This window comes from Methylocapsa sp. S129 (genome assembly GCF_009765995.1).
Lineage (GTDB): Bacteria > Pseudomonadota > Alphaproteobacteria > Rhizobiales > Beijerinckiaceae > Roseiarcus.
Map to the genome: position 1 here is coordinate 273,822 of NZ_LMUI01000011.1, position 23,440 is coordinate 297,261.

Genomic DNA, 23,440 nt, shown 5'->3' on the forward strand with positions numbered 1-23,440 from the left:
GGACATTCGCTTGGCGATCGCGGATTTTACTTCGAGAGACAGCTTCGTCGCCCAGGTGCGAAAGCCGCTTGCCATCGAATTGGCGCCCTTCCTGGAGCGCGAAATTGTCACGCGCCGGTTGGAGCCGGGAGAAAAACTGGTCGAGCTTGATCTTTGCGCGCGGTTTGGCGTCAGTCGCTCGCCGATGCGCGAGGCTTTGCGGCTATTGGAAGCAAGCCTGCTCGTGACGCGCAAACCAGGCTATGGCGTGCGCGTCGCCCCGATGACCCTGGAGAATTTAGATCATGTCTATGCGTGCCGGGCGCCGCTCGAGGCGCTCGCCGCCTCCAGCGTCGCCCGGGCGCCTTGGCGGGAAGAGGCGGCGCGCGCGCTGGACCTATGCCTGAAGAAAATGCAGGACGCCGCCGATGCCGGCCAAGTCGAAGACTGCTTCTTCGCCAATGTGGCGCTGACGGACGTGCTGCACGATCAGAGCCGCAACCCCGTGCTCGCGGGACTCCTCGCGCAAGTCAACAAAGCCGCTCTTCGTTATCGCCATTGGGCGTTCTGCCAAGAGCCGTCGATGATCGCGCTCTCGATCGGCGCCAATATCGATATGGTCGAGGCGATCCGGACAGGCGATCCGCGACGAGCGGAAAAGGTTACGAGCGAGCTGGTTCTGGAAGCCTGGAAGCTGGTGCGGCGAACATTCGGCGATAGGGGCTGAGCGCGGCGCCGCGCTCACCGGAAGTCCGCGATCCATAGCGAGCCGCCCCAGGCTGACTGCCGTTTCAGAACGCGGGGCGCCGTTCGCGCCAACCGCCCGCATTCTCGATCGCCTGCGCGACATCGATCAGCCGTTGCTCGTCATGATAGGCGCCAACCAGTTGCAGTCCCACCGGCAGGCCGCCCGCCGTGAAGCCGCAAGGTACAGATAGCGCCGGATTGCCGGTCAGGTTGAATGGGTAGAGGTAGCCCGCCCATTCCGCATACATCTGGCTCTCGATCGAGCCGCCGGCGTCGAGACCAACCGGCGGCGCATTCATCGTCGGCGTGGCGATGACGTCATAGCGCTCGAACAGGCGCTGCACGGCCCGAAACAGCACGCTGCGGCGATCGCTCGCGCGTTGCCATTCCGCGGCCGAATAGCTCAACCCGCGCGCGATGCTTTGGCGCAACGACGCGGTGATCTTCTCGCCCCATCGCGCCGCGACCGATTCCAACCGCGCCGCATGCGCGGTCGTGGCGATCACGACATAAGTGTCGAACACATTGTGAAAGATCGGCGTCGACACCGCCTCCACATGAGCGCCTTCGCTGGCAAGCCTCTCAATCGTGCGTTTCGTCAACGCGTCGACTTCCGCTTCAGGACGGACATTGCCAAAATTCTCGATCCAGGCGATGCGCAGGCCGCGCACAGGCTCCTTTTTCGGCGCCGGCATGAACGGCTCGACGGCATAGGAATAGGGGTCGTCGATCTGAGGACCGGACATCACCGAGAGCAGTAGCGGCAGATCTTCAACCACCCGCGTCATCGGCCCGACGGCGGCGTAATTGACGAAACTGTCAGGGAATTGCTCGAATGGGATGCGGCCGAGCGTCGCTTTCAGTCCCGCAACGCCCGTGCAAGCCGCCGGGCAGCGTATCGAGCCGCCGCCATCCGTGCCGATCGCGAGCGGAGCGACCCCTGCCGCCAGCGCCGCGCTGGCGCCACCGCTGGAGCCGCCCGGCGTCCGCTGGAGATCATAGGGGTTGCGCGTGACGCCATAGACCGGGCTGTCGGTGAGCACTTTATGGGCGAATTCCGGCAGCGTCGTCGCGCCGATCACAATTGCGCCGGCCGCTTTCACGCGCGCTGTCACGGTGGCGTCCTGTGCGGGTACGAAATCGAGCGAAGACAACGAGCCGTTCCGCATCGGCTTGCCGCCGATCGCGACATTGTCCTTGATTGTGATCGGGACGCCATGCAGCGGCCCGAGCGGATCGCCGCGCATCGCCGCCGCCTCGGCGGCGCGGGCGAGATCGAGCGCCTCGTCGGCCCATAGCGCAGCAAAGACATTGAGGACCGGCTGTAAGCGCTCGGCGCGCGCCAGCGCTGCGTTCATGATCTCGACCGGCGAGACCTCGCGGCGCGCGATCATCCCAGCGAGTCGCGTCGCTGAGATGAAGCAAAGTTCGTCGTCGACCATCGCCAGTTCCCTCGTTCAGGCGTTAGGGGCGTCTCCGACAATCTTGCCGCGATCGTCGAGATCGAAGCCCTTCTCACGCACCGCGTTCATCACATCGTCCACCCAGGCGACGCGGCCGGGATCCGTGCCGCCGAGAACGACGAGCAGATGGCCCGTGCCGGGTCCGACGTTGCGAAAGCCCCGATTGACGCCCGGCGGCACTGAAACCACGTCCCATGGGTTCAGAACCAGTTCGTTCTCGCCTTCGTCTCCCCAGAGAATCGCCCAGCTTCCCTGCAACGGCATGAAGACTTCCACCGTCGTGTGGTCATGCAGGCCGGTGCCCTTCTGCGGCTCGGCTTTGACGATCGACATATGGAATCCTTCGACATCGCGAATGGGGATTTCCATTGTTGGGTCTTCCGTAACTCCGCCGCCGATGATGTTGAATATCTCGCGATGGAACTGCGGCAGCACCGCGTCGACGAGCGGGCGCGAACTGGGCGTGAGCTTGTCGAAGAACGCCGTGCGCTTGAGCATCGCTTCGCGAGTTATGGCTGTGCGGGTCACGGCGCTTCCTTTCATTTCCCGGCACCGTCGCGCCGGTCAGGGCGATGCGCCAAAAGACGATGCGATCAAGGCGCAAATTCGCGCGCCTGTCAACCGATCGGTTGATTGATTGAAGCGCCCGGATATGCGCCGGCGGCTGTCGTCGATGCGGAAGATATTTCGAACGGCGCATAGGCACTGCTTTTCCGGCAGGCTCGCGATCGTCTATGATGGCCTCGAAACTGGATGATGAGACCGCGATGAAGACGAAGGCGCAGCAGCGGCGACAGGCGGCGGATGTTCACATCATTTCGCCGACCCGCAAGCACAAGCCTTCGAACGGCGCGCGCGATCCGGAACGCACCCGCCGCAAGCTGCTCGATTCCGCCTATCGGGAATTCGCGGCGCTGGGCTTCCACGGCGCGAGCGTCGAGAAGATCTGCGAGAGCGCCGGCGTCAGCAAGCAGATCCTGTTTCACCACTTCGGCTCCAAGGAGAAAATCTATCTGGAGGTTCTGGAAAAAGCCTATGAAGCCTCGCGCGCCCAGGATCCGGAATTCGACAGCGACCGGCTCGATCCGATCGCCGCGATGCGCCATCTCGTCGGCATCTCCTTCGACCATCTGCGCGCCAACCGCGCTTTCGTCAGGCTTCTCGCGGATGAAAACAGCAACAAGGGACGGCATATCCGGCAGTCGAAAAAGCTGCAAGCGATCTACGTTCCGCTCATCGAGCGCATCGCCAAAACGCTGCGGCGCGGCGAGGAGGCGGGCGTCTTTCGCGCGGGCGTCGATCCGAACAATTTCTACATTTCGATCAGCGCGCTTTCGTTCTTTTATTTCTCGAATATCTACACGCTGCAGGCGGCGCTCGTCATCGACATGGAGAGTCAAGCCGCGCTTGATGCGAGGCGCGCCCATGTGATGGATTTCGCCATGGCCGCCATCGCCAAGCAGACGCCTGGCCGATCCAACCGGCGGAAGCGCGACGCCAGCATGGCTTGAATGTCCGGCTGTCGCGGCCGGCCGATCGATCACGCTCCAGCTTGGTTCGACGCCATCGGCCGCTTCGATATCCTCACAGCGCTCTCGCGGCGGCAGCGGCGGCTCTCACCCAGTCGAGACGCGCCGCCGGCACGAGACCGAAATTGTAGAAATTTATTCCTTCAGCGCCAGCCGCGACCGCCGCCGAGGTCTTGGAGACCAAGTCGGCGCTATCGGCCATTTCAGGATGAAAAACTCGAAAACCGGCGCCAACGAAGCGCCCTGGACCGAGGGCGGCGCGCGCTTTAGCGATGACGTCGCCGGTTTCCTTTGCACTCATATCGTACACGCAAAAAATCATGCCGTCGCAGGCGCGACCGAGCGCGGCCGCGTCGCACCCGCCGAGCCACCCATCCAGAATATCAATGACATATATTTTGCTGGCTGGATGCGCCCGGTTGCGAATTTCCGCGACAAGACTGGTGACGGGCTCCGTGCGCCACCGCGCATAATATTGAATCTCGGGATGGTCGCGAAGAGCGTCTAATCCCAGCCGCCGAAAATCGGGCCAGAGCGGTCTCGGGATATCGCGCTCAAAAGCTTCCGCGACCAGGCGACGCGTCGTCCGGCGCGCCGCTTCGCCATCGACGCCCGTCTTGGCGGCCCGCGCCAGACATGCGGGGCAGAAACAAAGCGACAGCAGGAAATCGTCCTCCGCCGTCAACCCGACGCCGTCCTTCTCATGATGATAGCCGTGGGCGTAGGGCATGAAGCAGGGCGTCTCAAGCTCGATCGCATCGGGCTGATAATTGGCGCTCATATCTTCAACGAGAGCGCACACATATTCGCGCGCATCGGGATGGGAGGGACACAGGCTGAAGGGATTGGCGTCGCCGAAAGCGTTGCGGGTGACGACATCGGGATGCAGCAAGCCCAAACGCATATTGTGCAAACACACAGTCCAGGCCGAGACCGACAAGCCGGTTCGCGCCCGCTGATCGACAAAATCGCGCAACACGTCGCCATTCCTGACGATGTCGGCGACTTTCGGCTTCAGGCGGGATTTGTCCCAGCGCCGCGCTTCGGGCTGGAAGTAGATCGTGCCGTCTTCCGGGAAATAGACTTTCCGCACAGGACTGCGCGGCTGCAGGAAACGTCCGGCGTGATAGGAGGCGGCGAGACTGACGCTCGTGAGGCCCGCGCGCTCGCGCAAATCCGCGACAGTCGCCTCGAAGCCGCAATCCTGCACGTCCCAGGGATAAGTCCACATCGAAAGTTGCATAATTTGTTCCAGATCCGTCGTTGAGAAAGGCGCGTCGTTTCACGGCGCGCCGATAAGGCGCCCGGGCAGTCGTCCGGTCGGCTGACCATCGAGAACGACGGCGACGCCCGCGACCCAAACATGCGAAAGCCCTGAGGGAAGCCGCGTCGGATCGTCGAAGGTCGCGTGGTCGGCAATGTCCCCGTCAAACAGAACGAGGTCGGCCATCAAGCCCTCGCGCACCAGCCCACGGTCGGCGAGACCGAAGCGCTGGGCGGGGATTGAGGTCATGCGGCGCACGGCGTCCTCCAGCGGAAACCAGCCGGCGTCGCGGGTCAAATGCCCTAGAACGCGCGGAAACGTGCCATAAGCGCGCGGATGAGGCTTCGTCCCAGGGCGCGGCAAGCCGTCCGAACCGAACATGTGCAGGCGATGGGTACAGGCGCATCGCAAGTCGGTTTCGTCGAGCTGGAAAAGCACGATGCCCGTTTGACCGCGGTCCGCCTCGATCAATTGCGCCATCAGATCGAAAGGCTCGAGCCGCGCCAGCGCGGCCGCTTCGACCATGTTCCGCCCTTCGAGATGCTTCAGGGACTGATGGGCGATCGCCGACAGCCGGACATTCTCCCAACCGATCAGCGATACTTTGGATTGAATATGCGCGTCGCCGCCGCCCACCTCCACCCAGCGGCGCAGCGCCGCGCGCGCGGCGGGATCGCGAAGGCGGGCGAGTAAGGCATCATGGCCGCCCGCCTGCGCCTCCGGCGGCAGGAGCTGAAGGATGTAACTGCTGCCGGCGGGATAGGGATACATATCGAAACTGACGTCGACGCCTTCGCCGCGCGCCTTCTCCAGCCGCGTCAGCGCTTTCGGGATGCTTCCCCAATTGGGTCGCCCCGCCGATTGCAGATGCGACAGGAGGCCCGCGCAGCCCGCGGCGCGGAGGATAGCGATGAATTCGTCGATCGAGGCGAGGAGCCCGGCCTCATAAGAGCGGATGTGCGCGGCCAGGAGTTTGCCATGGTCGCGCACCGTTTCGGCGAGCGCGATCAACTCCGCCTCGTCGGCATAGGCGCTCGGCGGATAGACCAGGCCAAGAGACAGGCCGGCCGCCCCCTGAGCCAATTGCAGCGCTAACAGATCCTGCATCGCCCGCCGCTCATCGGCGCTCGCCGCTCGCTGAACAAAGCCCATTGTGGCGAGCCGCAACGCCGCATGACCGACCAGGGAGACGACGTTCAGCGCCGCGCCACGATCATGCAGCGCCTGGCGATAAGCGGAAAAGTCGTCGAAAACTTCGTCGGCCTGCGTTTCGCCGAGCAGTGACGAGAAGTGCTGGCGAAGCAGGTCTTTCCCGCTATGGGCGGTCGGGTAAAGCGAAAAGCTGCAATTGCCGACCACGACCGTCGTCACGCCCTGCAGAATTTTTTCCGGCCGCGCCGGTTCGCGCAATGTGATCAGATCGTCGTGGCAATGAGCGTCGATGAAGCCGGGCGCGAGATAACGCCCCCTCCCCTCAACGATTATCGCGCCAGCGACTTCTTGCCCGGGGCCGACGGCGCCGATGCGATCGCCCGACAGTCGCACATCGCCGATGAACCATGGCGCGCCTGCGCCATCGATGACGCGCACGTCGCGGATCAGCGTGTCCTGGGGCAATGCCTTCTCCTTCACAACAAATCCGTCAGTCAGCGTTCCGCGACCGCAGTGACCTCGATACGCAGATCCGGATCGGCGAGCCGCGCCTCAACGCATGCGCGGGCGGGCGGGCGGGCGGAATCGACCCAGGCGTCATAGACGCGATTCATCGCGTCGAAATCGGTGATGTGCGGCAGGAAGACGTTGACCGCGAGCAGATTGGACTTTTTTGCGCCGGCTTCCGCCAGGAGGGCGTCGATCTTGGCGAGAACCTGACGGGTCTGCTCTTCGATGCCAGCCTTGCGATCATTCGCCACCTGGCCGGCAATATGGATGGTCGTCGCGCCCGCCACGGCCTGCGCCATTCGGGGGCTGATTTGAAAGCGTTCGATCATGTCGTTTCCTTATCTTGCATGGGTTGGGCGGCCGGGCGCGAACCCGTCAGCCAAAGAAAGTCGGAAAGGCGTGGCGCACCTGCCCACTCGCATCGACGCCGAAGATGACGCGATAACGGTCGAGACAAGTGCAGGGATGGGAAATGCCGAATTCGAAGACGTCGCCGACCTGGATATCGTCTCCGGCCCCGCATGACAGGAAAGCATGCTGATCGTTGAGCTTCTCGATTTTCAGCGCCCCCGCCTCGATTTCACGCAGCAAGATTCCGTTGCGATGAAGGCGCAGCGGGCGCGGCATTCCCTGATCGAATGAGACGTCGCGCATGCCCATGCCAACGACAGCCAACCCTGCCTCAGGGCGCGACAGCACTTCCGCCCACAACCTGAGCGCCGGCCGGAAAGCCGTCGCCGCGGCGACCTTTTCGCCGCCGAGATGAAAACCTCCGCGCTCGTCGAGCGCGAGCAAAGCGCGCTCATAGACGCCATGATCGTGGAAGAAAATTGCGCCGCTGCGCAGCACCAGCGTGGCCGCCGGGTCGGCGACGACGAGCGGCTTCAGCGCCGCCACGACCTTATCGAAGAAGACTGAGCCGCCAGCCGTGACCAATAAAGGCTGATCGGGTCCGACCTGCTTGCGCACCATCGCCAGCAATTCGCCCGTCAGCCGCAGGAGATCGGCGATGACGGGCAGGACCCCCTCGGGCCCGGGCGCCGCCGAGCCTTCGTACGCCGCGACGCCCGCCGAGACGAGGCGGCCGGTCCCCTCAACGACGATGGCGTCGAGGATCGCGGCCGCGGCCGGCAGGGTGCGCGCACCCGACCGGCCCGCGCCGAGTTCAACGAGAACGCGCAAGGGCGGCGCGGCCGCTTCATGCCGCCAGGCTTCGGCATAGGCGTGAGCCGTCGCGACCGAATCAACGAAGACATAGACCTCCGCCTGCGGCCATGCCTTGAGCAGTGCGGCGAGCCGCGCTGCCCCGCCGCGCCCGCCCACTTCATTGGCCAGGATCAGGCGCGTGACGCCGGCCCGAAGCATGACGGCGGCTTGCCGGATATCGGCGACCGTCGCGCCCCATGCGCCAGCCTCGATCAGCGACAGGGCCAGGTCCGGCGCCATCGGCGTTTTGCCGTGCGGCGCGATCTCCACACCTTGCTCGCGCGTATAGCGCAGCATGAGGTCGCGATTATGTGCGAAAGCCGCTTCGTCGAGCGTCAGAACCGGCAGGCTCATCAAACCCGCCGCGGGACGCCAATTCTGCTCGGCCACCGCCGCGATCGGCAAATCGGCCACACCCGGCGGCACGCCGCGAATCCGATCGTCGAGAACCAGCGTCTGGGAGACGGCGGCCCTTTGCGTTTTGGCGTTCATTGTCTGTCGACCTTCCGTTGAGACCATGCCAAAAAGCCGAACCGTATCGTCCCTCGATGGTCCGGCGGCTCGCGCCGTGGAAAAGCGCGATGTCGAAACTTTGTTCCGACCCCATCATCGACACTCATCATCATCTGTGGGACCTCGGACTCGACAAGCACCCCTGGCTTTCCGAGACAGCCGACGAACGCGGCGGGCTCGGCGATCTCGGCCCCTTGCGTTCGGACTATCCGCCGCCAACCTTTCGGCCGACGAGCAGCGGGCGTTGTTTTTTGGCAATGCGCGGCGCATTTACCGGATGGGCGACGAAATTTCATCGGCGGCGTGACTCCCGTCCGGACAGAAGAAGAAGCCCCAGGATCAACGATCCGAAGAGAATGCTTCGCCAGCCCGGCGAAGCATTGACGACGGTGATCAAGGCGGTGATCGTCACCAGCAGCGCCGAACCCGGAATCGACCCCGCATAAGTTCCCGACCCGCCCAGTATCGATGTCCCGCCCAGGACGACAGCGGCGATCGACGCGAGCACATAGGGATCGCCGATGCCGACATAACCTTGTCCGTTCATGCCCAGCATCAGCACGCCCGCGAGCCCGGCGGTCAATCCGCTCGCCGCAAAGATCGCCATCGTCGTGACGCGAACGTCGACGCCGGAAAGCGAAGTGGCGAGCGGATTGGCGCCGAGCGCGAAAATACGCGCGCCGAACGGCGTCGCATGCAGGATGAGAAGCGTCAGCAACGACACCACGACCCAAAGGACAATGCCTGCCGGAACGCCCCATGGGCGGGCTTCGCCAAGCCACGCCACCAGGGGATTATGCATCGACACGGCGCTGCCGCCCGCGACGATGATCAACACGCCCTGCAGGAAGGTCGCCATCGCGAGCGTCATGATCATCGGATGGACGCGCAGAAAGGCGACGCCCAGACCATTAAGCAAGCCGATGCCGGTTGCGCCGGCAAGGATTGCGAGCACAGCGGCGACGCCGCTCGCGTCCGCATCCCACGGCAGCAAAGGCACGCCCACCGCGCTGACAGTGACAATGGCGCCCACGGAAAGATCGATGCCGCCGCCGATCACGACAAGGGTCTGTCCCGCCGCCACCAGGCCGATCACCGCCGCCAGCTCCAGCATGTAGCGCAGATGCCCATAGGAGCCGAAGCCCGCCATGGTGAGGCCGGCGACAATCCACACTGCGGCCACGACCAGGACCGTGAGGAACGGGCCGCTGCGCAAAAACAACGCCGCGCGGCGAACAAAAAGCGGCGTTGCGCCAGCGTCGCTCATGCCCGCCTCCCGCGGGCGCCGATCTGCGGCAAGGCGACGGCGCCGATGATGATGAGGCCTTGCGCCACATATTGGGCGACAGGCGGGAAGCCAAGGAAGAACATCACGTTGACCATAACGCTGAGCAGCAGGCTGCCGGCGATGGCGCCGCGCATCGTACCGTGGCCGCCAAGGAAACCGACGCCGCCCAGCACCGCCGCGGCGATCGAGTTCAGCGTGAAGGCCTGCCCGATCACCGGATCGCCCGAACCGGTCTGCGCGGCCACATACAGACCTGCTCCCGTGGAAAGAAGCCCGCTTATCGCATAGGCGGCGATGCGCGCGGCGTCGACGGGAACGCCCGACCGATAGGCCGCCACCGGATTCTCGCCCGCCGCATAGAGGCTGAGGCCGAGCGGGGTCGCCAGATAGAGCTTCCAGGCAAGGACGATCAGCGCCAGAAGCAAAGCGGCGACCGGCGTCCCGCCCGCCAGAAAATCGGAAAACCACGCCGGGATTTCACCGCCCGGCCGCGGCAGGACGAGCAGCGCCATGCCGCCAATGATGAAGGAGCCGGCGAGCGTCACAATGATGGCCGGCAGCCGAAGGCGAACAACGATAAGGCCGCAGATCGCGCCAATCCCAAGACCGGCGAAGGCGACGGCGGCGATGGCGCCGGGCGCGCCGAGGGGCCCGCTCATCGTGGTCGCGGCGATGACCGCGCCAAGACTGACGGTCGCCCCGATGGCCAGATTGATGCCGCCCGTCAGCATCAGGATCGCCTGGGCCATCGACACCAAAGCGAGCGGAAACCAGCTCTGGCAGAATTTCGACAAGCCCCCGATGCTGAGGAGGCCTGGAAAAAGATAGGCGTAGATCGCGACGAAGGCCGCCACCACGCAGAACAGCGCCCGGACGCCGCGGTTGCGCTGGCGTTGCACGGGCCAGTAGAGTGGACTGGGCGAAAGAACGGGATCGGAGCCGCTCATGCCGCGCGCTCCGCCAGATTGGCGCCCATGGCCGCGGCGACGATGGCCTCTTCGCTCAGCTCCGCCTGCTCGATCCGCGCGACGATGCGGCCTTCACGCATCACGGCGACGCGATCGCACAGATGCACAAGCTCCGGCGTGTCCGAACTCGAAAGCAACACGGCGGCGCCTTCGGCCGCGAAGCCGCGCAGCAGGCCATAGATTTCGCGTTTGGTCTCGACGTCCACCCCGCGCGTCGGATCGTTGAGGAGCCATATCGCGGGCTTGTTCGGCATCCATTTCGCCAAGGCGACTTTCTGCTGGTTGCCGCCCGACAGCGCCTGAACGGGCCGCGTCAGGTCACCCTTGATCGACAAGGCGCCGGCCAGGCTCCGCGCCAGATCGCGCTCATTCGTCCGATCGCGAAAGGTCAGACCGCGCGCGCGGCCGTAGCCTGGCAGCAGCATGTTGAAAGAGATCGTGTGGATCAGATGCAGTCCTTCGCGCTTGCGGTCGGCCGGGACATAGGCAAGGCCCAAAGCATTGGCCTTCAAAACCGAATCCGGCACGCCTGAGTCGCCGTTGAATTCGGCGACGCGAGCTGACGCGGATCTCGCGCCGTAAAGGCCCAGTATGAGATCCTCCTGACCCTGCCCGACAAGGCCGCCGACGCCAAAAACTTCGCCGCGACGCAGATCAAGATCGATGTCGCGCGCCATGCCGCAAGAAAAACCTCGGACGGAGATGATTGTCTTGCCCTCGACGTTGGGCGTCCATTTGGGGAAGAGATCGCCGGGATCGCGCCCGACCATCAAGCGCACCAGGCCATCCGCATCGACGCCCGCAAGCTCCCGGTCGGCGGTGACGGCGCCATCCTTCAGGATCGTCACGTAGTCGCACAGGGCCATCACTTCGTTGAGGCGATGGGAAATATAGAGGATGGCGACGCCCTGCGCGCGCAGCCGTTCTAGAAGCCGGGTCAGCGTTTGCGTCTCATGCGCCGACAGCGATGAAGTGGGCTCGTCGAGAATGAGCGCACGCGGTTCGCGATAGAGCGCCTTGGCGATCTCCACCATTTGCCGGCGACCGAGCGGCAGATCGCCGACGGACGTCGCCAGATCCTCATCAAGGCCGACCATCGCGCAGGCGGCGCGCGTGCGCCGGGCCAGCGCCTTGTAGTCCACAAGGCCGAAACGGATAGGATAAGCGCCAAGGCCGATATTCTCGCCAATGGACAATTGGCTGGTGAGGCTCAACTCCTGCTGCACCACCGCCACCCCGGCGCGACGGGCTTCGGACGGCGTGAAATGGTCGACGGCGGCGCCGTCGACTTCGATGCTGCCCTCGTCGGGAGGCAGCGCTCCCGACAGCAGGTTGATCAGCGTGGACTTCCCCGCCCCGTTCTCGCCAAGCAACGCATGGATGCGCCCCGCTCGAAGCTCGATCGACACTTCGCGCAGCACGCGATTGCCGAAAAACGATTTCGACACGTCGCGCGCCGCGATGATCGGGACAGACATCGTCACGGATGATGCTTGCTTATCGCTATTTCTGGGCCAGAAGTCTATCGAACAGCGCCTGATCATAGGGCGAATAAATATATCCGTCCGCCGGGAATTTGTCCGCGCGCGCGAGATAGGAATCGATCGTGCTGTTGTCGATCACCGGCAGCGGCACCTTTACGAAAGCCTGGACATCCTTGCCGCTCAGCGCCTGCACGGCGGTATAGGCGGCGAACGCGCCCAGCCAGTTCGGCTGCATGGTCGCCCAACCCTTCAGACCCTTCTGCTTCCACAGTTCGAGGAACTGACGGGCGTTTTCGCCGGAGATCGGCACTTGCGCGCGACCCTGCTTGTCAAACGCGAGGACGGCGCCGGCCGACAGGGCGCCGCCAAGCGACAGGACGCCGTCGATCTGCGGATTGGCGAAGAGCAAGTTGGAGACGGCTTCCTGAGCCGGGGCGACATTATAGGCCGTGTTGGTCTCGGCGAGGATGGTGACGCCAGGATTGGCTTTGAGCACGGGCTCGGCGCCCTTGCGGCGGTCGTCACTGACGGACACGCCGGCTGGGCCGTTGAGGATGATGATCTTACCCTTGCCGCCGATGGAATCGATCAGCCATTTGGCGGCGCCGGCGCCCCATTGCGCCGAGTCGGTGTTGATCTTGGCCGTCACCTGGTCCGTGTCGACAAGGCTGTCGAAATTGATGATCGCGATCCCTTTGGCGCAAGCGTCGGCGATGACGCGGGCTGGCGCGGTGGAGGAGCCGGCGATCAGGATGATCGCGTCGACATTGGCGTCGATCATCGACTGGATCTGCTGAATCTGGGTGTTGGCGTCGCCCTGAGCGTCGGTGATCACCAGCTTGGAGACGAGACCCTGTTTCTTGAGATCCTCGACTTCGGCCGCGATCGTGCCCTCGGTCTGCTTCATCCAGGTTGGGACCGAATAGATATTCGCCCAGCCCAGCGTGAACGGCGGTTTGCGGTCGCCCTTGATGCATTTGGCGGCGGCGTCCGCCTGCGAGACGAAGCCGATGCAGGCAAGAAGGCTCAGACAGAGGGCGCTCGTCGCCGCCCGGAGAGATGACTTCAGCATTGTTGTTCCCTTCTGATGATGGCTCTTAAGCGAGGCGAACGGCGCACGACCGCGATCGTCCGGCTACCGCCGCGACGATGGTTGGACTGTGGACCTGTTTGTTATTTCAGATATGTATTCCAATATAATGGAATTAATACCGTTATACCGGATGATCGGATGCTAGCTTCCGTCGCCGACTTGTCAATAGGCCGCGACTGACAAACATAAATCCGCCGCGGTCGGCCAATGACGCTCCGTCCTTTGGCGAGCAAGAGCGAATGCAAGACTGAGATTGCCGTCTCGGACCGTCGAAACGCCGGGACGGACTGCGGACGGTCGTCAAAGGGTTGAATTGTGCCGCCTCCGCGCGCTAAGCAGAACATAACGCGCGAACGCTTTATCGTCGCCATCCCGGATTTCGCCCCATGTCAGCAGAGCCAGTTTCGGACATTGCCATCAATCGACGCATGCGCGGGCTGGATCGGGCCTTCGAGATTCTGGATTTCCTTCGCCAGAGGCGCAAGCCCGCCCGTCCCAACGAGATTGCGATCGGAATCGACGCGCCAAAATCGACGGCCTACGAACTTGTCAATCTGCTGCTCAAACTGGGCGTTCTTGAGCACACCGACGAAGACGGCCGCGTCTTTCTCGGCCGCAAGCTCTATTTTCTCGGCCTCGCTTGGCAGACGCAATTCGACCTGACGCGCGAGTGCAAGGCCCACCTCGCCTATCTCGCCGAAACGACTCGCGAGACCGCGCAGCTCTGCATGCTGGATGGCTGCAAATATACGGTCGCCATGCTGAAGGAAGGCGCGCGGCCATTTCGCATCAGTTCGGACGTTGGCGAAGCGATCCCGATCCCGTGGACGGCGTCTGGGCGACTGCTCGTTTCGCACATGAGCGACGCGGAGATTCTATCCTTCGTGCCCAAAGCCGATTTCATTCTGCCCGACGGCTCAACCTTGGATAGCCAGGAATTTCTCGCGCAGGTTCGCGCGGCGCGTGCGGACGGTTTTTTCTCTTTCGACAGCATCGCCGACAATTTCACGCACTGCTTCTCAGCCCCAGTCTATCAGGATGCCGACGTCTGCGTCGCGACGCTCTGCCTCGTCGCGCCGCGCGACGACGCCGCGAAGAACTACGAAAATTACCGAAATACGCTGATCCAAGAGGCGCGCGAACTTTCAAGCAAGCTCGGTGAGACGCCGGTTCGTTTTTCGACGGTGGCCTACGGCTGAAGTCTGGGCGTAGCTCTTTCAAATTGGCGACTTGCGGTTCCGGCGAGAAAGACTCCTCGACGCGTTCGCCAGCCGCCCGCAGGCGCCGTCAAGGGGCGATCCAGCGATCCTCCGGCCCCTTTGACAGCATCGGGGATTGAAGAACGCCGATCGTTCGCTCCAGCCATTTGGGGTTGAGAAGAGTCAATCGCTCTTTCCATCGGTCCGATTGCAACATCGCGGCGCCCAGAATTACTGGCTCGACGCCGCATGTCGTCATGAGGTGAATCGCGGCGGCCATGGACGCCCCGCTGCTGATCACGTCATCGATGACGGCGACGCGGCGGCGCTCAAGAAGCGGCAGCATGCGCGGGTCGATATAAAGACGCTTTTGTTGATCGGGCGTGGTGATCGAGGACAAAGCGACTGAAAGCTCTTCGCGGTACCAGAATTTGCGCGACGTCCCGAGCGGCGCATAGCGGCTGTGGCCGAGTTTCCTCGCCACCGCGCTCGCAAGCGTCAAACCAAGGGTCGGCAGGCCGACGACGATCTCCGGTCGGAAGACCGCCAGTTTCGCGGCGAGGTCCGAGGCGATCGCGTCGACGACTTCGAAGCCGGCCTGGTTGATGATCAGCGACGCCAGCGCATGCTTGCCGTCCGCCATGGGACGAATGGGGAGCAACAGCAGCCGTCCGTCGTCAAAGCGAGCGGGATAGGAATCGAGATGGCCTTGCTCCGGCTCGAAACTTCGCGGCGGATGAATCTCCTGCCAGAAATCATGCGGTCTCATGGGTTCCTCTAAAGTCTTCGTCAGCGGAGGAGACCGGCTCAGCAAATATCATACGACTCGCCCAACGTATCACGCCGTCTATCGCGCGGTGAGTATGGTTGGTGAGCGACAGCGCCGCATGACCGGCATGAGCGAGGCCGGCGCGATATCCGGCTACCAAGCAAGCGCACACGACTGCTCCGGCGCCGACTGCAAGGGCCCCGCCGCAATTTTCGCTCTTGCGATCCCCCTGCCCTTCGGGCCAATGTCCCCGCCTCCACCCCGAGCGGAAGCCCAGCTTCATGACGAGCGAAGTCCATCACGACCTTAAATCCGACGCGCTTTATTTCCATCGCGAGCCGCGCCCCGGCAAACTGGAGATTCAGCCGACCAAGCCGCTGGGCAACCAGCGCGATCTTGCGCTCGCCTATTCCCCTGGCGTCGCCTTCGCCTGCGAGGCGATCGCCGCCGATCCGGCCGAGGCCGCCAATCTCACCATCCGACAGAACCTCGTCGCGGTGCTGACCAATGGCACGGCGGTGCTGGGCCTGGGCGCCATCGGCCCGCTCGCCTCCAAGCCGGTGATGGAGGGCAAGGCCGTTCTATTCAAGAAATTCGCCGGCATCGACGTCTTCGATATCGAAGTCGCGCAGAACGATGTCGATAAATTGGTCGACATCATCGTCGCGCTGGAGCCGACATTCGGCGGCATCAACCTTGAAGACATCAAGGGGCCCGAATGTTTCGAAGTCGAGGAAAAGGCCAAGGCCCGCATGGGCATACCCGTCTTCCACGACGACCAGCACGGCACTGCGATCATCGTCTCGGCCGCCATCACCAATGCGCTGGAGCTGACGGGCAAGAAAATCGACGAGGTGAAAATCGTCGCCTCCGGCGCCGGCGCCGCGGCGCTCGCTTCGCTCAATCTCCTGGTGTCGCTGGGCGCGCAGCGGAAGAATATTTTCGTCTGCGATATCGAGGGCGTCGTCTATGTCGGCCGCCCGACGCTGATGGACCGATGGAAATCGGTCTATGCGCAGGAAACCAGCGCGCGCAAACTCGCGGATGTCATCGAAGGCGCTGATATCTTCCTGGGGCTTTCCGCAGCGGGCGTGTTGAAGCCCGAATTGCTCAAGCGGATGGCGCGCGATCCCTTGATTATGGCGCTCGCCAATCCGACGCCCGAGATCATGCCGGAACTCGCGGTCGCAGCGCGGCCCGACGCGATGATCTGCACCGGCCGCTCCGATTATCCCAACCAGGTCAATAATGTCCTGTGCTTCCCCTATATTTTCCGCGGCGCGCTCGATGTCGGCGCGAGCACGATCAACGAAGAGATGAAGAAAGCCGCCGTCAAAGCGATCGCGGGGCTCGCGCGCGAAGCGCCTTCCGAAGTGGTGGCGCGCGCCTATGGCGGCGAAGCCTCGCCGTTCGGCCGCGCGTCGCTGATCCCCAGCCCGTTCGATCCGCGCCTGATGCTGCGCATCGCGCCGGCGGTCGCGAAAGCGGCGATGGATTCGGGCGTCGCGCGCTTGCCGATCGCCGATTTTGACGCCTATGCCGACAAGCTCGGCCGCTTCGTATTCCGCTCCGGCTTCATCATGAAGCCGATTTTCGCCAGGGCGAAAACAGCCAAAAAGAGCGTCATCTACGCCGAGGGCGAGGACGAGCGCGTGCTGCGCGCGACGCAGGTTGTGCTCGAAGAGGGCATCGCTAGGCCGATCCTGATCGGGCGCCCCGAGGTGGTCAAAGAGCGGATCAAGCGCTTCGGCCTCGCCATGATGGCCGGTCGCGATTTCGAGATCGTCGATCCTGAAGACGATCCGCGCTATCGCGATTACGTCGCGACTTATCTGGATATCGCCGGACGCAAAGGCGTGACGCCAAGCGCCGCGCGCACTTTGGTTCGCACCAACACGACGGTGATCGGCGCTCTCGCGGTGCAGCGCGGCGATGCGGATGCGCTGATCTGCGGTCTCGACGGGCGGTTCCAGTCGCGCCTCAAACATATCCGGGACATTATCGGGCTGGCGCCCGGCGCGCATGATTTTGCCGCGCTGTCGCTGGTCATCGCCTCGACGGGCGCCTTCTTTCTCGCCGACACCCATGTGCGCTACGATCCCAATGCCGAGGAGATCGCCGATATGGCGATCGCCTGCGCGAGCCATGTGCGGCGCTTTGGCATTACGCCGAAAATTGCGCTGATTTCGCATTCCGATTTCGGCTCCGCCGACACGCCCTCCGCGCTGAAGATGCGTAAAGCCCTGGAGCTGATCCGCGAACGCGCGCCCGAACTCGAGGTCGACGGCGAAATGCAGGCCGATACGGCTTTGTCGATCGCCGCCAGGGAACGCGTTCTGCCCAATTCGCGGCTGGAGGGCGAAGCCAACGTGCTGATCATGCCCAACCTCGACGCCGGCAATACCGCCCTGCAGCTCACCCGCGTCATCGCCGGCGCGCTGCCGGTGGGGCCCATTCTGATCGGCCCGGCCAAACCCGCGCATATATTGACGCCCTCGGTGACCGCGCGCGGGATCGTCAATATGACGGCGATCGCCGCGGTGGAGGCGGCGGGGTGAGATTGTTGCTTATCCCTTCTCCCGCTTCGCGGGAGAAGGTGGCGCGCAGCGCCGGATGAGGGCGTTTCGGCGCGCCGAACCTCATTTCGGCTGCAGCAAGTTTCGAGCAGGTCGCGCCCAGCTTCGAGGCCCTCATCCGACCCGACTTCGTCGGGCCACCTTCTCCCGCGAAGCGGGAGAAGGAACGCCTCACGCAGCGTGCGCCCATTGCCCCGCCCGCATCGCCGGGTTAGACGGGCGACTGGAGACGCAGCATGATTCATCTCGCCAATCTGCTCACTTTCGCCGCCATCGCGCTTGGCATGGTTCTGACGCCCGGTCCGAACATGGCCTATCTCATCTCGCGTTCGATCTGTCAGGGACGCGCGGCGGGCCTGATTTCGCTTGGCGGCGTCGCGCTCGGGTTCTTGACCTATATGCTGCTGGCGGCGTTCGGCATCACCGCGCTGCTGTTCGCGATCCCCTACGCCTATGACGCGTTGCGGCTCTGCGGCGCCGCCTATCTCGCCTGGATGGCGTGGAACGCGCTGCGGCCCGGCGGCGCTTCGCCATTTCAGGTGCGTGAACTTGCGCCGGATTCGCCGCGCAAGCTGTTTGCGATGGGCCTTTTGACCAATCTGCTCAATCCCAAGATCGCCGCGCTTTATCTGTCGCTGCTGCCGCAATTCGTCGACCGCGCCTCAGGAGACGTCATGGGTCAGACGCTGGCGCTTGGCGCGACGCAGATCGCCATCAGCGTGATGGTCAACGCCGCCATTGTCGTGACCGCCGGTTCCGTGGCCTCGTTCCTCACCGGCCGCCCGGTCTGGGCGCGCATCCAGCGCTGGCTGATGGGCGGCGTGTTGGCGGGCCTGGCGGTCAGGATGGCGATGGATAGCGGGCGACGGTAAAGGCGCCGCTTAGCCGGGCCCACAGCCGCTCTGGACAGCCCGGTTGATTGCCGCCACTGTTCGGGTTCGGTTCTCCTTGCTGGCGAGGCCCCATGATCCCCAATTCCGCCCGCCCCTTCAATTTCGACCTCGGCGAGAGCGCCGAGATGATCCGCGAGTCGACGCGCGAGTTCGCCGAGGCCGAGATCGCGCCGCGCGCGGCTGCAATCGACCGCGACAATCTTTTTCCGCGCGACCTCTGGCCGAAAATGGGCGCGCTCGGCCTGCATGGGATCACCGCGCCGGAGGAATATGGCGGGCTGAATCTCGGTTATCTCGAACATTGCGTGGCGATCGAGGAAGTCTCGCGCGCCTCCGCCTCGGTCGGCCTTTCCTACGGCGCCCATTCCAATCTCTGCATCAATCAGCTCACCCGCAACGGCGATGAGACGCAGAAGCGGCGCTATCTGCCCAAACTGATTTCCGGCGAACATGTCGGCGCGCTCGCCATGTCGGAGCCCAACGCCGGCTCCGATGTCGTCTCCATGACGACGCGCGCCGAGCGCCGCGGCGACCATTTTGTAATCAATGGCGCGAAAATGTGGATCACCAACGGCCCCGTCGCCGATACGCTGGTGGTCTACGCCAAGACCGATCCCTCGGCGGGCGCGCGCGGCATCAGCGCCTTCATCGTCGAGCGCGGCATGAAGGGTTTTTCCAATGGAGCCAAGCTCGACAAGGTCGGCATGCGCGGCTCCGACACGTCCGAATTGATCTTTCAGGATTGCGAAGTGCCGGAAGAAAATCTGCTTGGCGCGCTCGGACGCGGCGTCAATGTGCTGATGTCGGGCCTCGACTATGAGCGGGTGGTGCTCGCCGCCGGACCGCTCGGCATCATGCAGGCGGCGATGGATGTCGTGCTGCCCTATGTCCATCAACGCCGGCAATTTGGCGCGCCGATCGGCTCGTTCCAGCTCGTGCAGGGCAAGCTCGCCGACATGTATGTGACGATGAACGCCGCCCGCGCCTATGTCTATGCCGTGGCCAAGGCCTGCGATCGCGGCGAGACGACGCGCGAGGATTCGGCCGGCGCCATCCTCTACGCCGCCGAGCGCGCCACCCAGGTCGCGCTCGACGCGATGCAGCTTCTGGGCGGCAACGGCTATGTCAACGATTACCCGACGGGCCGGCTGCTGCGCGACGCCAAGCTCTATGAGATCGGCGCCGGCACCAGCGAGATCAGGCGCATGCTGATTGGGCGCGAGCTGTTCGCCAAGAGCGAGTGAGGCGCATGGCCCACAAGCCCCTCAGCGGGCGCGCTGGCCGAATAGAATTTTTTGCGCTTCCTTGTCATCGGCCAGATTGCTGCGCGCTTCGGCGCTCACCGCAAGGCCCTTCTTGACCGCCGGCCGCTCAAGAAGCTCATCGAGCCAACGCTTGAGATGGGGAAACTGGGCCATGTCCTGCCCCATCCTCTCCCAGCCGCGCGTCCAGCCGACGCTGGCCATATCGGCGATCGAATAATTCTTGCCCGCGAGGTATGCGTGACGCTCCAGGCGCCTGTTCATGACGCCGTAGAGGCGGTTGACCTCGTTCGTATAGCGGTCGATTCCATAGGCGATCTTTTCGGGCGCGTAGTGCCGGAAATGATTGGCCTGGCCGGCCATCGGACCGAGGCCGCCAACCTGCCAGAACAGCCATTCCTCGACGCTGACCCGTTCACGCTCGCCGGCGCCGCCAAAGCGCCCGGTCTTGCGCGCGAGATATTGCAGGATCGCCCCCGACTCGAAAACCGAGATCGGCTCGCCGCCAGGCCCGTCCGGATCGACGATCGCGGGCATGCGATTGTTAGGGGCGATCGCCAGAAATTCCGGCGTGAACTGCTCGCCTTTGCCGATATTGACGAGGCGCACGACATAGGGGAGCGCGCATTCCTCAAGCATGATGGAAATCTTCCACCCGTTCGGCGTCGGCCAATAATAGAGCTCTATCGGGTCTGTTGGTTGAGACATGAGCGCTGGCTTCCTTTGGCTTCCCGCCAACGCGCGGCGCCGCGTGGCGTCGCCCTGGCCGCTTGACCATTGAACGACCCAATCGTAGCCGAAAAGGGAGGGCGTCGGAAGGCGTTTGATCCGTTCAAGCGACCGCGTCGCCGCAACGGCTGCTCGTAGACCGACTGATTTCGTCGTGCGATGGAGTGCAGCCGCTACGGCCCTACGCCTGAGCTCTCACGCGAGCGCCGCTCGCGCCCCTGGGCCGGCGATCGGAAAACCTTCCGACCCCAGCAACAAAGCCGCCCACCAAGCCGCTCATTGCCGCAACGTTCCGTGGATTCCTACGCCGCTGCGCCGCGGCAACATTCGCGACAGCGAAAAAATATTCAGGCGCGGCGCCCATCGAGGATGAAGCCCGCGCCTGATATGGCGTTAAGTGAACTCCGCCTGCGTTAGCTCGTGGGAGCCATAGGAGGAGCCGCCGGAGCAGGAGCCGCTTTCTTGCGTTTGGCCGGGGCCTTCTTTTTCGCAGCAGCCTTCTTCACAGTCTTCTTGGCGGCAACCTTGCGCGCGCCCTTCTTAGCGGCGACCTTGCGGGTGGCCTTCTTCGCCACAACCTTGCGCGCGCCCTTCTTGGCGGCGACCTTACGGGTAGCTTTCTTCACCGCGCCCTTTTTCGCCGGCTTCTTCGCGGCGGCCTTCTTCGCGGGTTTTTTCTTTGCAGCAGCTTTCGCCATTTTGATGTGTCCCTCTAAATCAAATTGTCTGCGCGATTCTGTTTCGCAGACGACTAACAAATTCAGAGTAACTTTGTTCCGCGCGAGAGCAAGCGGCGCCTGCAATTGATGAAGCCTTCGCCGCGCATGTCTATCGAATTATGCTGCGCACACACGCCGCCAAGCAAACACCTCCGTTGCCGAGCATTGCCAAGCAACGATAGCCAACGACACACAAGTCTTCGTAATGAAACGCGGCGCCTGATGGCTCGGCGAAGCGGCGCTACGGTACGTGCGCGACCTTAATACTCTAAGCGTCGCACGCATCGACGCAGCGCGACAGATCGTTTCTGCGATGATCGTAGTGCGACACGCTCACACACTAGTCGCGCGACGCGGAGCGCGAAGCGAGCCTTGCTCGCACATGTCGCGACGCGCGCTTCAATCGCTGTGTGTCAATCGAATTTTTCTTGGGCGCCGCATACATAATTATGTCTTGCGCAGCGCGAGTCGCAGCGCTCGATCAGCAAGATCGCGCGCGAATCAGTTGATTCGCGCGTCACTGATTCGGCTTCGTCACACGCCGAGTTTGCGTTTCAGCATGTCATTGACGGCTTGCGGATTGGCTTTTCCGCCCGTCGATTTCATCACCTGACCGACGAACCAGCCGAGCAAGGTCGGCTTCGCGATCGCCTGCGCGACCTTGTCGGGATTGGCGGCGATGATGGCGTCGACGGCGCTCTCGATCGCGCCGGTGTCGGTGACCTGCTTCAAGCCGCGCGTCTCGACGATGGCGCGCGGATCGGCGCTTCTGTCCTCGGCGATGATGATCGCCAACACGTCTTTGGCGATCTTGCCCGAGATCACGCCCTCGCCAATGAGGTCGACAAGCGTCGCGATCGAACTCGCGTCGATTTCGGTCTGCGCGACCGACAACCCTTGCGTGTTCGCATAAGCGGAGAGATCGCCCATGATCCAATTGGCGACAGCCTTGGCGTCGCGCTGGACGCCGCCATGGGAAACGGCGGATTCGTAGTAATCGGCGGTCTCTTTCTCCGCGACGAGGATGCCGGAATCATAGGCCGAAAGGCCGTAATCAGCCATGAAGCGCGCCTTCTTGGCGTCGGGCAGCTCGGGCAAATGCGCCTCGAGTTCGGCGACGAAAGCCGCGTCGAACTCGAGCGGCAGCAGGTCCGGATCGGGGAAGTAGCGGTAGTCATGCGCCTCCTCTTTCGAGCGCAGCGAACGCGTCTCGCCGCGCGCGGGATCGAACAGGCGCGTCTCCTGATCGATGGAGCCGCCGTCCTCGATGATCGCGACCTGGCGGCGCGCCTCGACGTCGATCGCCTGGCCGATGAAGCGGATCGAATTGACGTTCTTGATTTCGCAGCGCGTGCCCAGCGGCGCGCCTGGCCGGCGCACCGACACGTTCACATCGGCGCGCAGATTGCCCTTGTCCATGTCGCCGTCGCATGACCCGATATAGCGCAGGATGGTGCGCAGCTTGGTCACATAGGCCTTGGCCTCGTCGGCCGAGCGCATGTCAGGCCTGGAAACGATCTCCATCAGCGCGACGCCGGAGCGATTGAGGTCGACGAAGCTCATCGTCGGGGATTGATCGTGCAGCGACTTGCCGGCGTCCTGCTCAAGATGCAGCCGCTCGATGCCAACCTTGATGGAATGGTCGGGGGTCAGGTCGACCTGGATTTCCCCCTCGCCGACGATCGGGCTCTTATATTGCGAGATCTGATAGCCCTGCGGCAGATCGGGATAGAAATAGTTTTTGCGATCGAAGGTCGAGCGCAGGTTGATCTTGGCCTTCAGGCCGAGACCCGTGCGCACCGCCTGCGCGACGCATTCGGCGTTGATGACCGGCAGCATGCCCGGCATGGCGGCGTCGACCAGCGACACATGCGAATTGGGCGGCGCGCCGAACGCGGTCGAGGCGCCCGAGAACAGTTTGGAGCGCGAAGTCACCTGGGCATGGACTTCGAGCCCGACGATGATTTCCCAATCGCCCGTCGCGCCCTGAATGAATTTGGAATGCTGCGCCTGCGTCGACATGTCTAAGTCCTTAGCTTGCGAAGTCTGACTAGTGCCTACCAGATTTCGGGAACGCGCGCGTCCCGCCGCTCCTGA

General features: G+C 63.6%; 20 protein-coding genes. 6 read left to right on the top strand and 14 right to left on the bottom strand.

The features are described 5' to 3' along the window. Positions 1–10: 10 nt before the first annotated feature. Entirely contained in the window at positions 11–706 is a 696-nt protein-coding gene (locus GSQ90_RS03765; RefSeq protein WP_158813457.1) for a GntR family transcriptional regulator, read from the top strand. A 64-nt stretch (positions 707–770) separates the two neighbouring features. Here GSQ90_RS03765 and GSQ90_RS03770 read toward each other — a convergent pair whose 3' ends face one another. Together GSQ90_RS03770 and GSQ90_RS03775 are read right to left on the bottom strand one after the other, a co-directional pair. Beyond that, entirely contained in the window at positions 771–2,168 is a 1,398-nt protein-coding gene (locus tag GSQ90_RS03770) for an amidase (RefSeq protein ID WP_158813459.1), read from the bottom strand. A 15-nt stretch (positions 2,169–2,183) separates the two neighbouring features. Continuing rightward, a complete protein-coding gene (locus tag GSQ90_RS03775; RefSeq protein ID WP_210254808.1) occupies positions 2,184–2,717 on the bottom strand; it encodes a cupin domain-containing protein in 534 nt (177 codons plus the stop codon). A gap of 239 nt (positions 2,718–2,956) precedes the next feature. Here GSQ90_RS03775 and GSQ90_RS03780 point away from each other — a divergent pair, with 239 nt between their 5' ends. Then, positions 2,957–3,700, top strand: coding sequence for a TetR/AcrR family transcriptional regulator (locus tag GSQ90_RS03780; protein WP_158813461.1), 744 nt, complete (start codon positions 2,957–2,959; stop codon positions 3,698–3,700). A 73-nt stretch (positions 3,701–3,773) separates the two neighbouring features. On the opposite strand, the gene GSQ90_RS03785 is transcribed toward GSQ90_RS03780, so the two are convergent. From GSQ90_RS03785 to GSQ90_RS03820, 8 genes are all read right to left on the bottom strand, one after another. After that, a complete protein-coding gene (locus tag GSQ90_RS03785; RefSeq protein WP_158813463.1) occupies positions 3,774–4,961 on the bottom strand; it encodes a hypothetical protein in 1,188 nt (395 codons plus the stop codon). Between the two features lie 39 nt (positions 4,962–5,000). Beyond that, on the bottom strand, positions 5,001–6,599 hold the full coding sequence (locus GSQ90_RS03790; RefSeq protein WP_158813465.1) for an amidohydrolase family protein: 1,599 nt from the start codon (positions 6,597–6,599) through the stop codon (positions 5,001–5,003). Between the two features lie 29 nt (positions 6,600–6,628). After that, positions 6,629–6,973: a RidA family protein gene (locus GSQ90_RS03795; protein WP_158813467.1), complete on the bottom strand. Its 345-nt coding sequence runs from the start codon at positions 6,971–6,973 to the stop codon at positions 6,629–6,631. 46 nt (positions 6,974–7,019) lie between these two features. Then, positions 7,020–8,342: an alanine racemase gene (locus GSQ90_RS03800; protein WP_158813469.1), complete on the bottom strand. Its 1,323-nt coding sequence runs from the start codon at positions 8,340–8,342 to the stop codon at positions 7,020–7,022. Positions 8,343–8,655: 313 nt separating this feature from the next. Next, the gene (locus tag GSQ90_RS03805) at positions 8,656–9,630 is read right to left on the bottom strand and encodes an ABC transporter permease (protein ID WP_158813471.1); all 975 of its coding nucleotides are present in this window, start codon (positions 9,628–9,630) and stop codon (positions 8,656–8,658) included. Next, the gene (locus GSQ90_RS03810) at positions 9,627–10,598 is read right to left on the bottom strand and encodes an ABC transporter permease (protein WP_158813473.1); all 972 of its coding nucleotides are present in this window, start codon (positions 10,596–10,598) and stop codon (positions 9,627–9,629) included. Before GSQ90_RS03810 ends, GSQ90_RS03805 begins: the two co-directional genes overlap by 4 nt. Beyond that, entirely contained in the window at positions 10,595–12,097 is a 1,503-nt protein-coding gene (locus GSQ90_RS03815) for a sugar ABC transporter ATP-binding protein (protein WP_174247454.1), read from the bottom strand. The genes GSQ90_RS03810 and GSQ90_RS03815 overlap by 4 nt, the downstream gene beginning before the upstream one ends. A 25-nt stretch (positions 12,098–12,122) precedes the next feature. Next, positions 12,123–13,175, bottom strand: a complete 1,053-nt coding sequence (locus GSQ90_RS03820; RefSeq protein WP_158813477.1) for an ABC transporter substrate-binding protein — start codon at positions 13,173–13,175, stop codon at positions 12,123–12,125. A gap of 407 nt (positions 13,176–13,582) precedes the next feature. Between GSQ90_RS03820 and GSQ90_RS03825 the strand changes: the two genes are divergently transcribed. After that, positions 13,583–14,395 (top strand): IclR family transcriptional regulator, encoded by an 813-nt coding sequence (locus tag GSQ90_RS03825; protein WP_158813479.1) that lies wholly within the window; start codon positions 13,583–13,585, stop codon positions 14,393–14,395. An 88-nt stretch (positions 14,396–14,483) separates the two neighbouring features. Here GSQ90_RS03825 and GSQ90_RS03830 read toward each other — a convergent pair whose 3' ends face one another. Beyond that, a complete protein-coding gene (locus GSQ90_RS03830) occupies positions 14,484–15,164 on the bottom strand; it encodes a phosphoribosyltransferase (RefSeq protein ID WP_158813481.1) in 681 nt (226 codons plus the stop codon). 281 nt (positions 15,165–15,445) lie between these two features. On the opposite strand from GSQ90_RS03830, the gene GSQ90_RS03835 reads away from it, so the two are divergent. The 3 genes from GSQ90_RS03835 (at position 15,446) to GSQ90_RS03845 (ending at position 19,877) form a co-directional block, all read left to right on the top strand. After that, positions 15,446–17,722, top strand: a complete 2,277-nt coding sequence (locus GSQ90_RS03835) for an NADP-dependent malic enzyme (RefSeq protein ID WP_158813483.1) — start codon at positions 15,446–15,448, stop codon at positions 17,720–17,722. A 254-nt stretch (positions 17,723–17,976) separates the two neighbouring features. Then, positions 17,977–18,612: a LysE family translocator gene (locus GSQ90_RS03840; RefSeq protein WP_158813485.1), complete on the top strand. Its 636-nt coding sequence runs from the start codon at positions 17,977–17,979 to the stop codon at positions 18,610–18,612. Positions 18,613–18,704: 92 nt separating this feature from the next. Then, positions 18,705–19,877, top strand: coding sequence for an isovaleryl-CoA dehydrogenase (locus tag GSQ90_RS03845; protein WP_158813487.1), 1,173 nt, complete (start codon positions 18,705–18,707; stop codon positions 19,875–19,877). Positions 19,878–19,898: 21 nt separating this feature from the next. Here the strand turns inward: GSQ90_RS03845 and GSQ90_RS03850 are convergent, their stop codons facing one another. From GSQ90_RS03850 to gatB, 3 genes are all read right to left on the bottom strand, one after another. Then, positions 19,899–20,603 carry a glutathione binding-like protein gene (locus GSQ90_RS03850; RefSeq protein WP_158813488.1) on the bottom strand — a complete coding sequence of 235 codons (705 nt, stop codon included), beginning with the start codon at positions 20,601–20,603 and terminating at the stop codon, positions 19,899–19,901. Positions 20,604–21,037: 434 nt separating this feature from the next. Next, positions 21,038–21,427 carry a hypothetical protein gene (locus tag GSQ90_RS03855; protein ID WP_210254809.1) on the bottom strand — a complete coding sequence of 130 codons (390 nt, stop codon included), beginning with the start codon at positions 21,425–21,427 and terminating at the stop codon, positions 21,038–21,040. A gap of 450 nt (positions 21,428–21,877) precedes the next feature. Continuing rightward, on the bottom strand, positions 21,878–23,365 hold the full coding sequence (gene gatB, locus GSQ90_RS03860) for an Asp-tRNA(Asn)/Glu-tRNA(Gln) amidotransferase subunit GatB (RefSeq protein WP_158813489.1): 1,488 nt from the start codon (positions 23,363–23,365) through the stop codon (positions 21,878–21,880). Positions 23,366–23,440: the final 75 nt, after the last annotated feature.

Bases quoted from the DNA above. Each gene is read 5' to 3' on its own strand.
- GSQ90_RS03770 (WP_158813459.1), bottom strand. From the start codon at position 2,168: ATGGTCGACGACGAACTTTGCTTCATCTCAGCGACGCGACTCGCTGGG.
- GSQ90_RS03780 (WP_158813461.1), top strand. From the start codon at position 2,957: ATGAAGACGAAGGCGCAGCAGCGGCGACAGGCGGCGGATGTTCACATC.
- GSQ90_RS03785 (WP_158813463.1), bottom strand. From the start codon at position 4,961: ATGCAACTTTCGATGTGGACTTATCCCTGGGACGTGCAGGATTGCGGC.
- GSQ90_RS03795 (WP_158813467.1), bottom strand. From the start codon at position 6,973: ATGATCGAACGCTTTCAAATCAGCCCCCGAATGGCGCAGGCCGTGGCG.
- GSQ90_RS03800 (WP_158813469.1), bottom strand. From the start codon at position 8,342: ATGAACGCCAAAACGCAAAGGGCCGCCGTCTCCCAGACGCTGGTTCTC.
- GSQ90_RS03805 (WP_158813471.1), bottom strand. From the start codon at position 9,630: ATGAGCGACGCTGGCGCAACGCCGCTTTTTGTTCGCCGCGCGGCGTTG.
- GSQ90_RS03810 (WP_158813473.1), bottom strand. From the start codon at position 10,598: ATGAGCGGCTCCGATCCCGTTCTTTCGCCCAGTCCACTCTACTGGCCC.
- GSQ90_RS03815 (WP_174247454.1), bottom strand. From the start codon at position 12,097: ATGTCTGTCCCGATCATCGCGGCGCGCGACGTGTCGAAATCGTTTTTC.
- GSQ90_RS03820 (WP_158813477.1), bottom strand. From the start codon at position 13,175: ATGCTGAAGTCATCTCTCCGGGCGGCGACGAGCGCCCTCTGTCTGAGC.
- GSQ90_RS03825 (WP_158813479.1), top strand. From the start codon at position 13,583: ATGTCAGCAGAGCCAGTTTCGGACATTGCCATCAATCGACGCATGCGC.
- GSQ90_RS03830 (WP_158813481.1), bottom strand. From the start codon at position 15,164: ATGAGACCGCATGATTTCTGGCAGGAGATTCATCCGCCGCGAAGTTTC.
- GSQ90_RS03835 (WP_158813483.1), top strand. From the start codon at position 15,446: ATGACGAGCGAAGTCCATCACGACCTTAAATCCGACGCGCTTTATTTC.
- GSQ90_RS03840 (WP_158813485.1), top strand. From the start codon at position 17,977: ATGATTCATCTCGCCAATCTGCTCACTTTCGCCGCCATCGCGCTTGGC.
- GSQ90_RS03845 (WP_158813487.1), top strand. From the start codon at position 18,705: ATGATCCCCAATTCCGCCCGCCCCTTCAATTTCGACCTCGGCGAGAGC.
- GSQ90_RS03850 (WP_158813488.1), bottom strand. From the start codon at position 20,603: ATGTCTCAACCAACAGACCCGATAGAGCTCTATTATTGGCCGACGCCG.
- gatB (WP_158813489.1), bottom strand. From the start codon at position 23,365: ATGTCGACGCAGGCGCAGCATTCCAAATTCATTCAGGGCGCGACGGGC.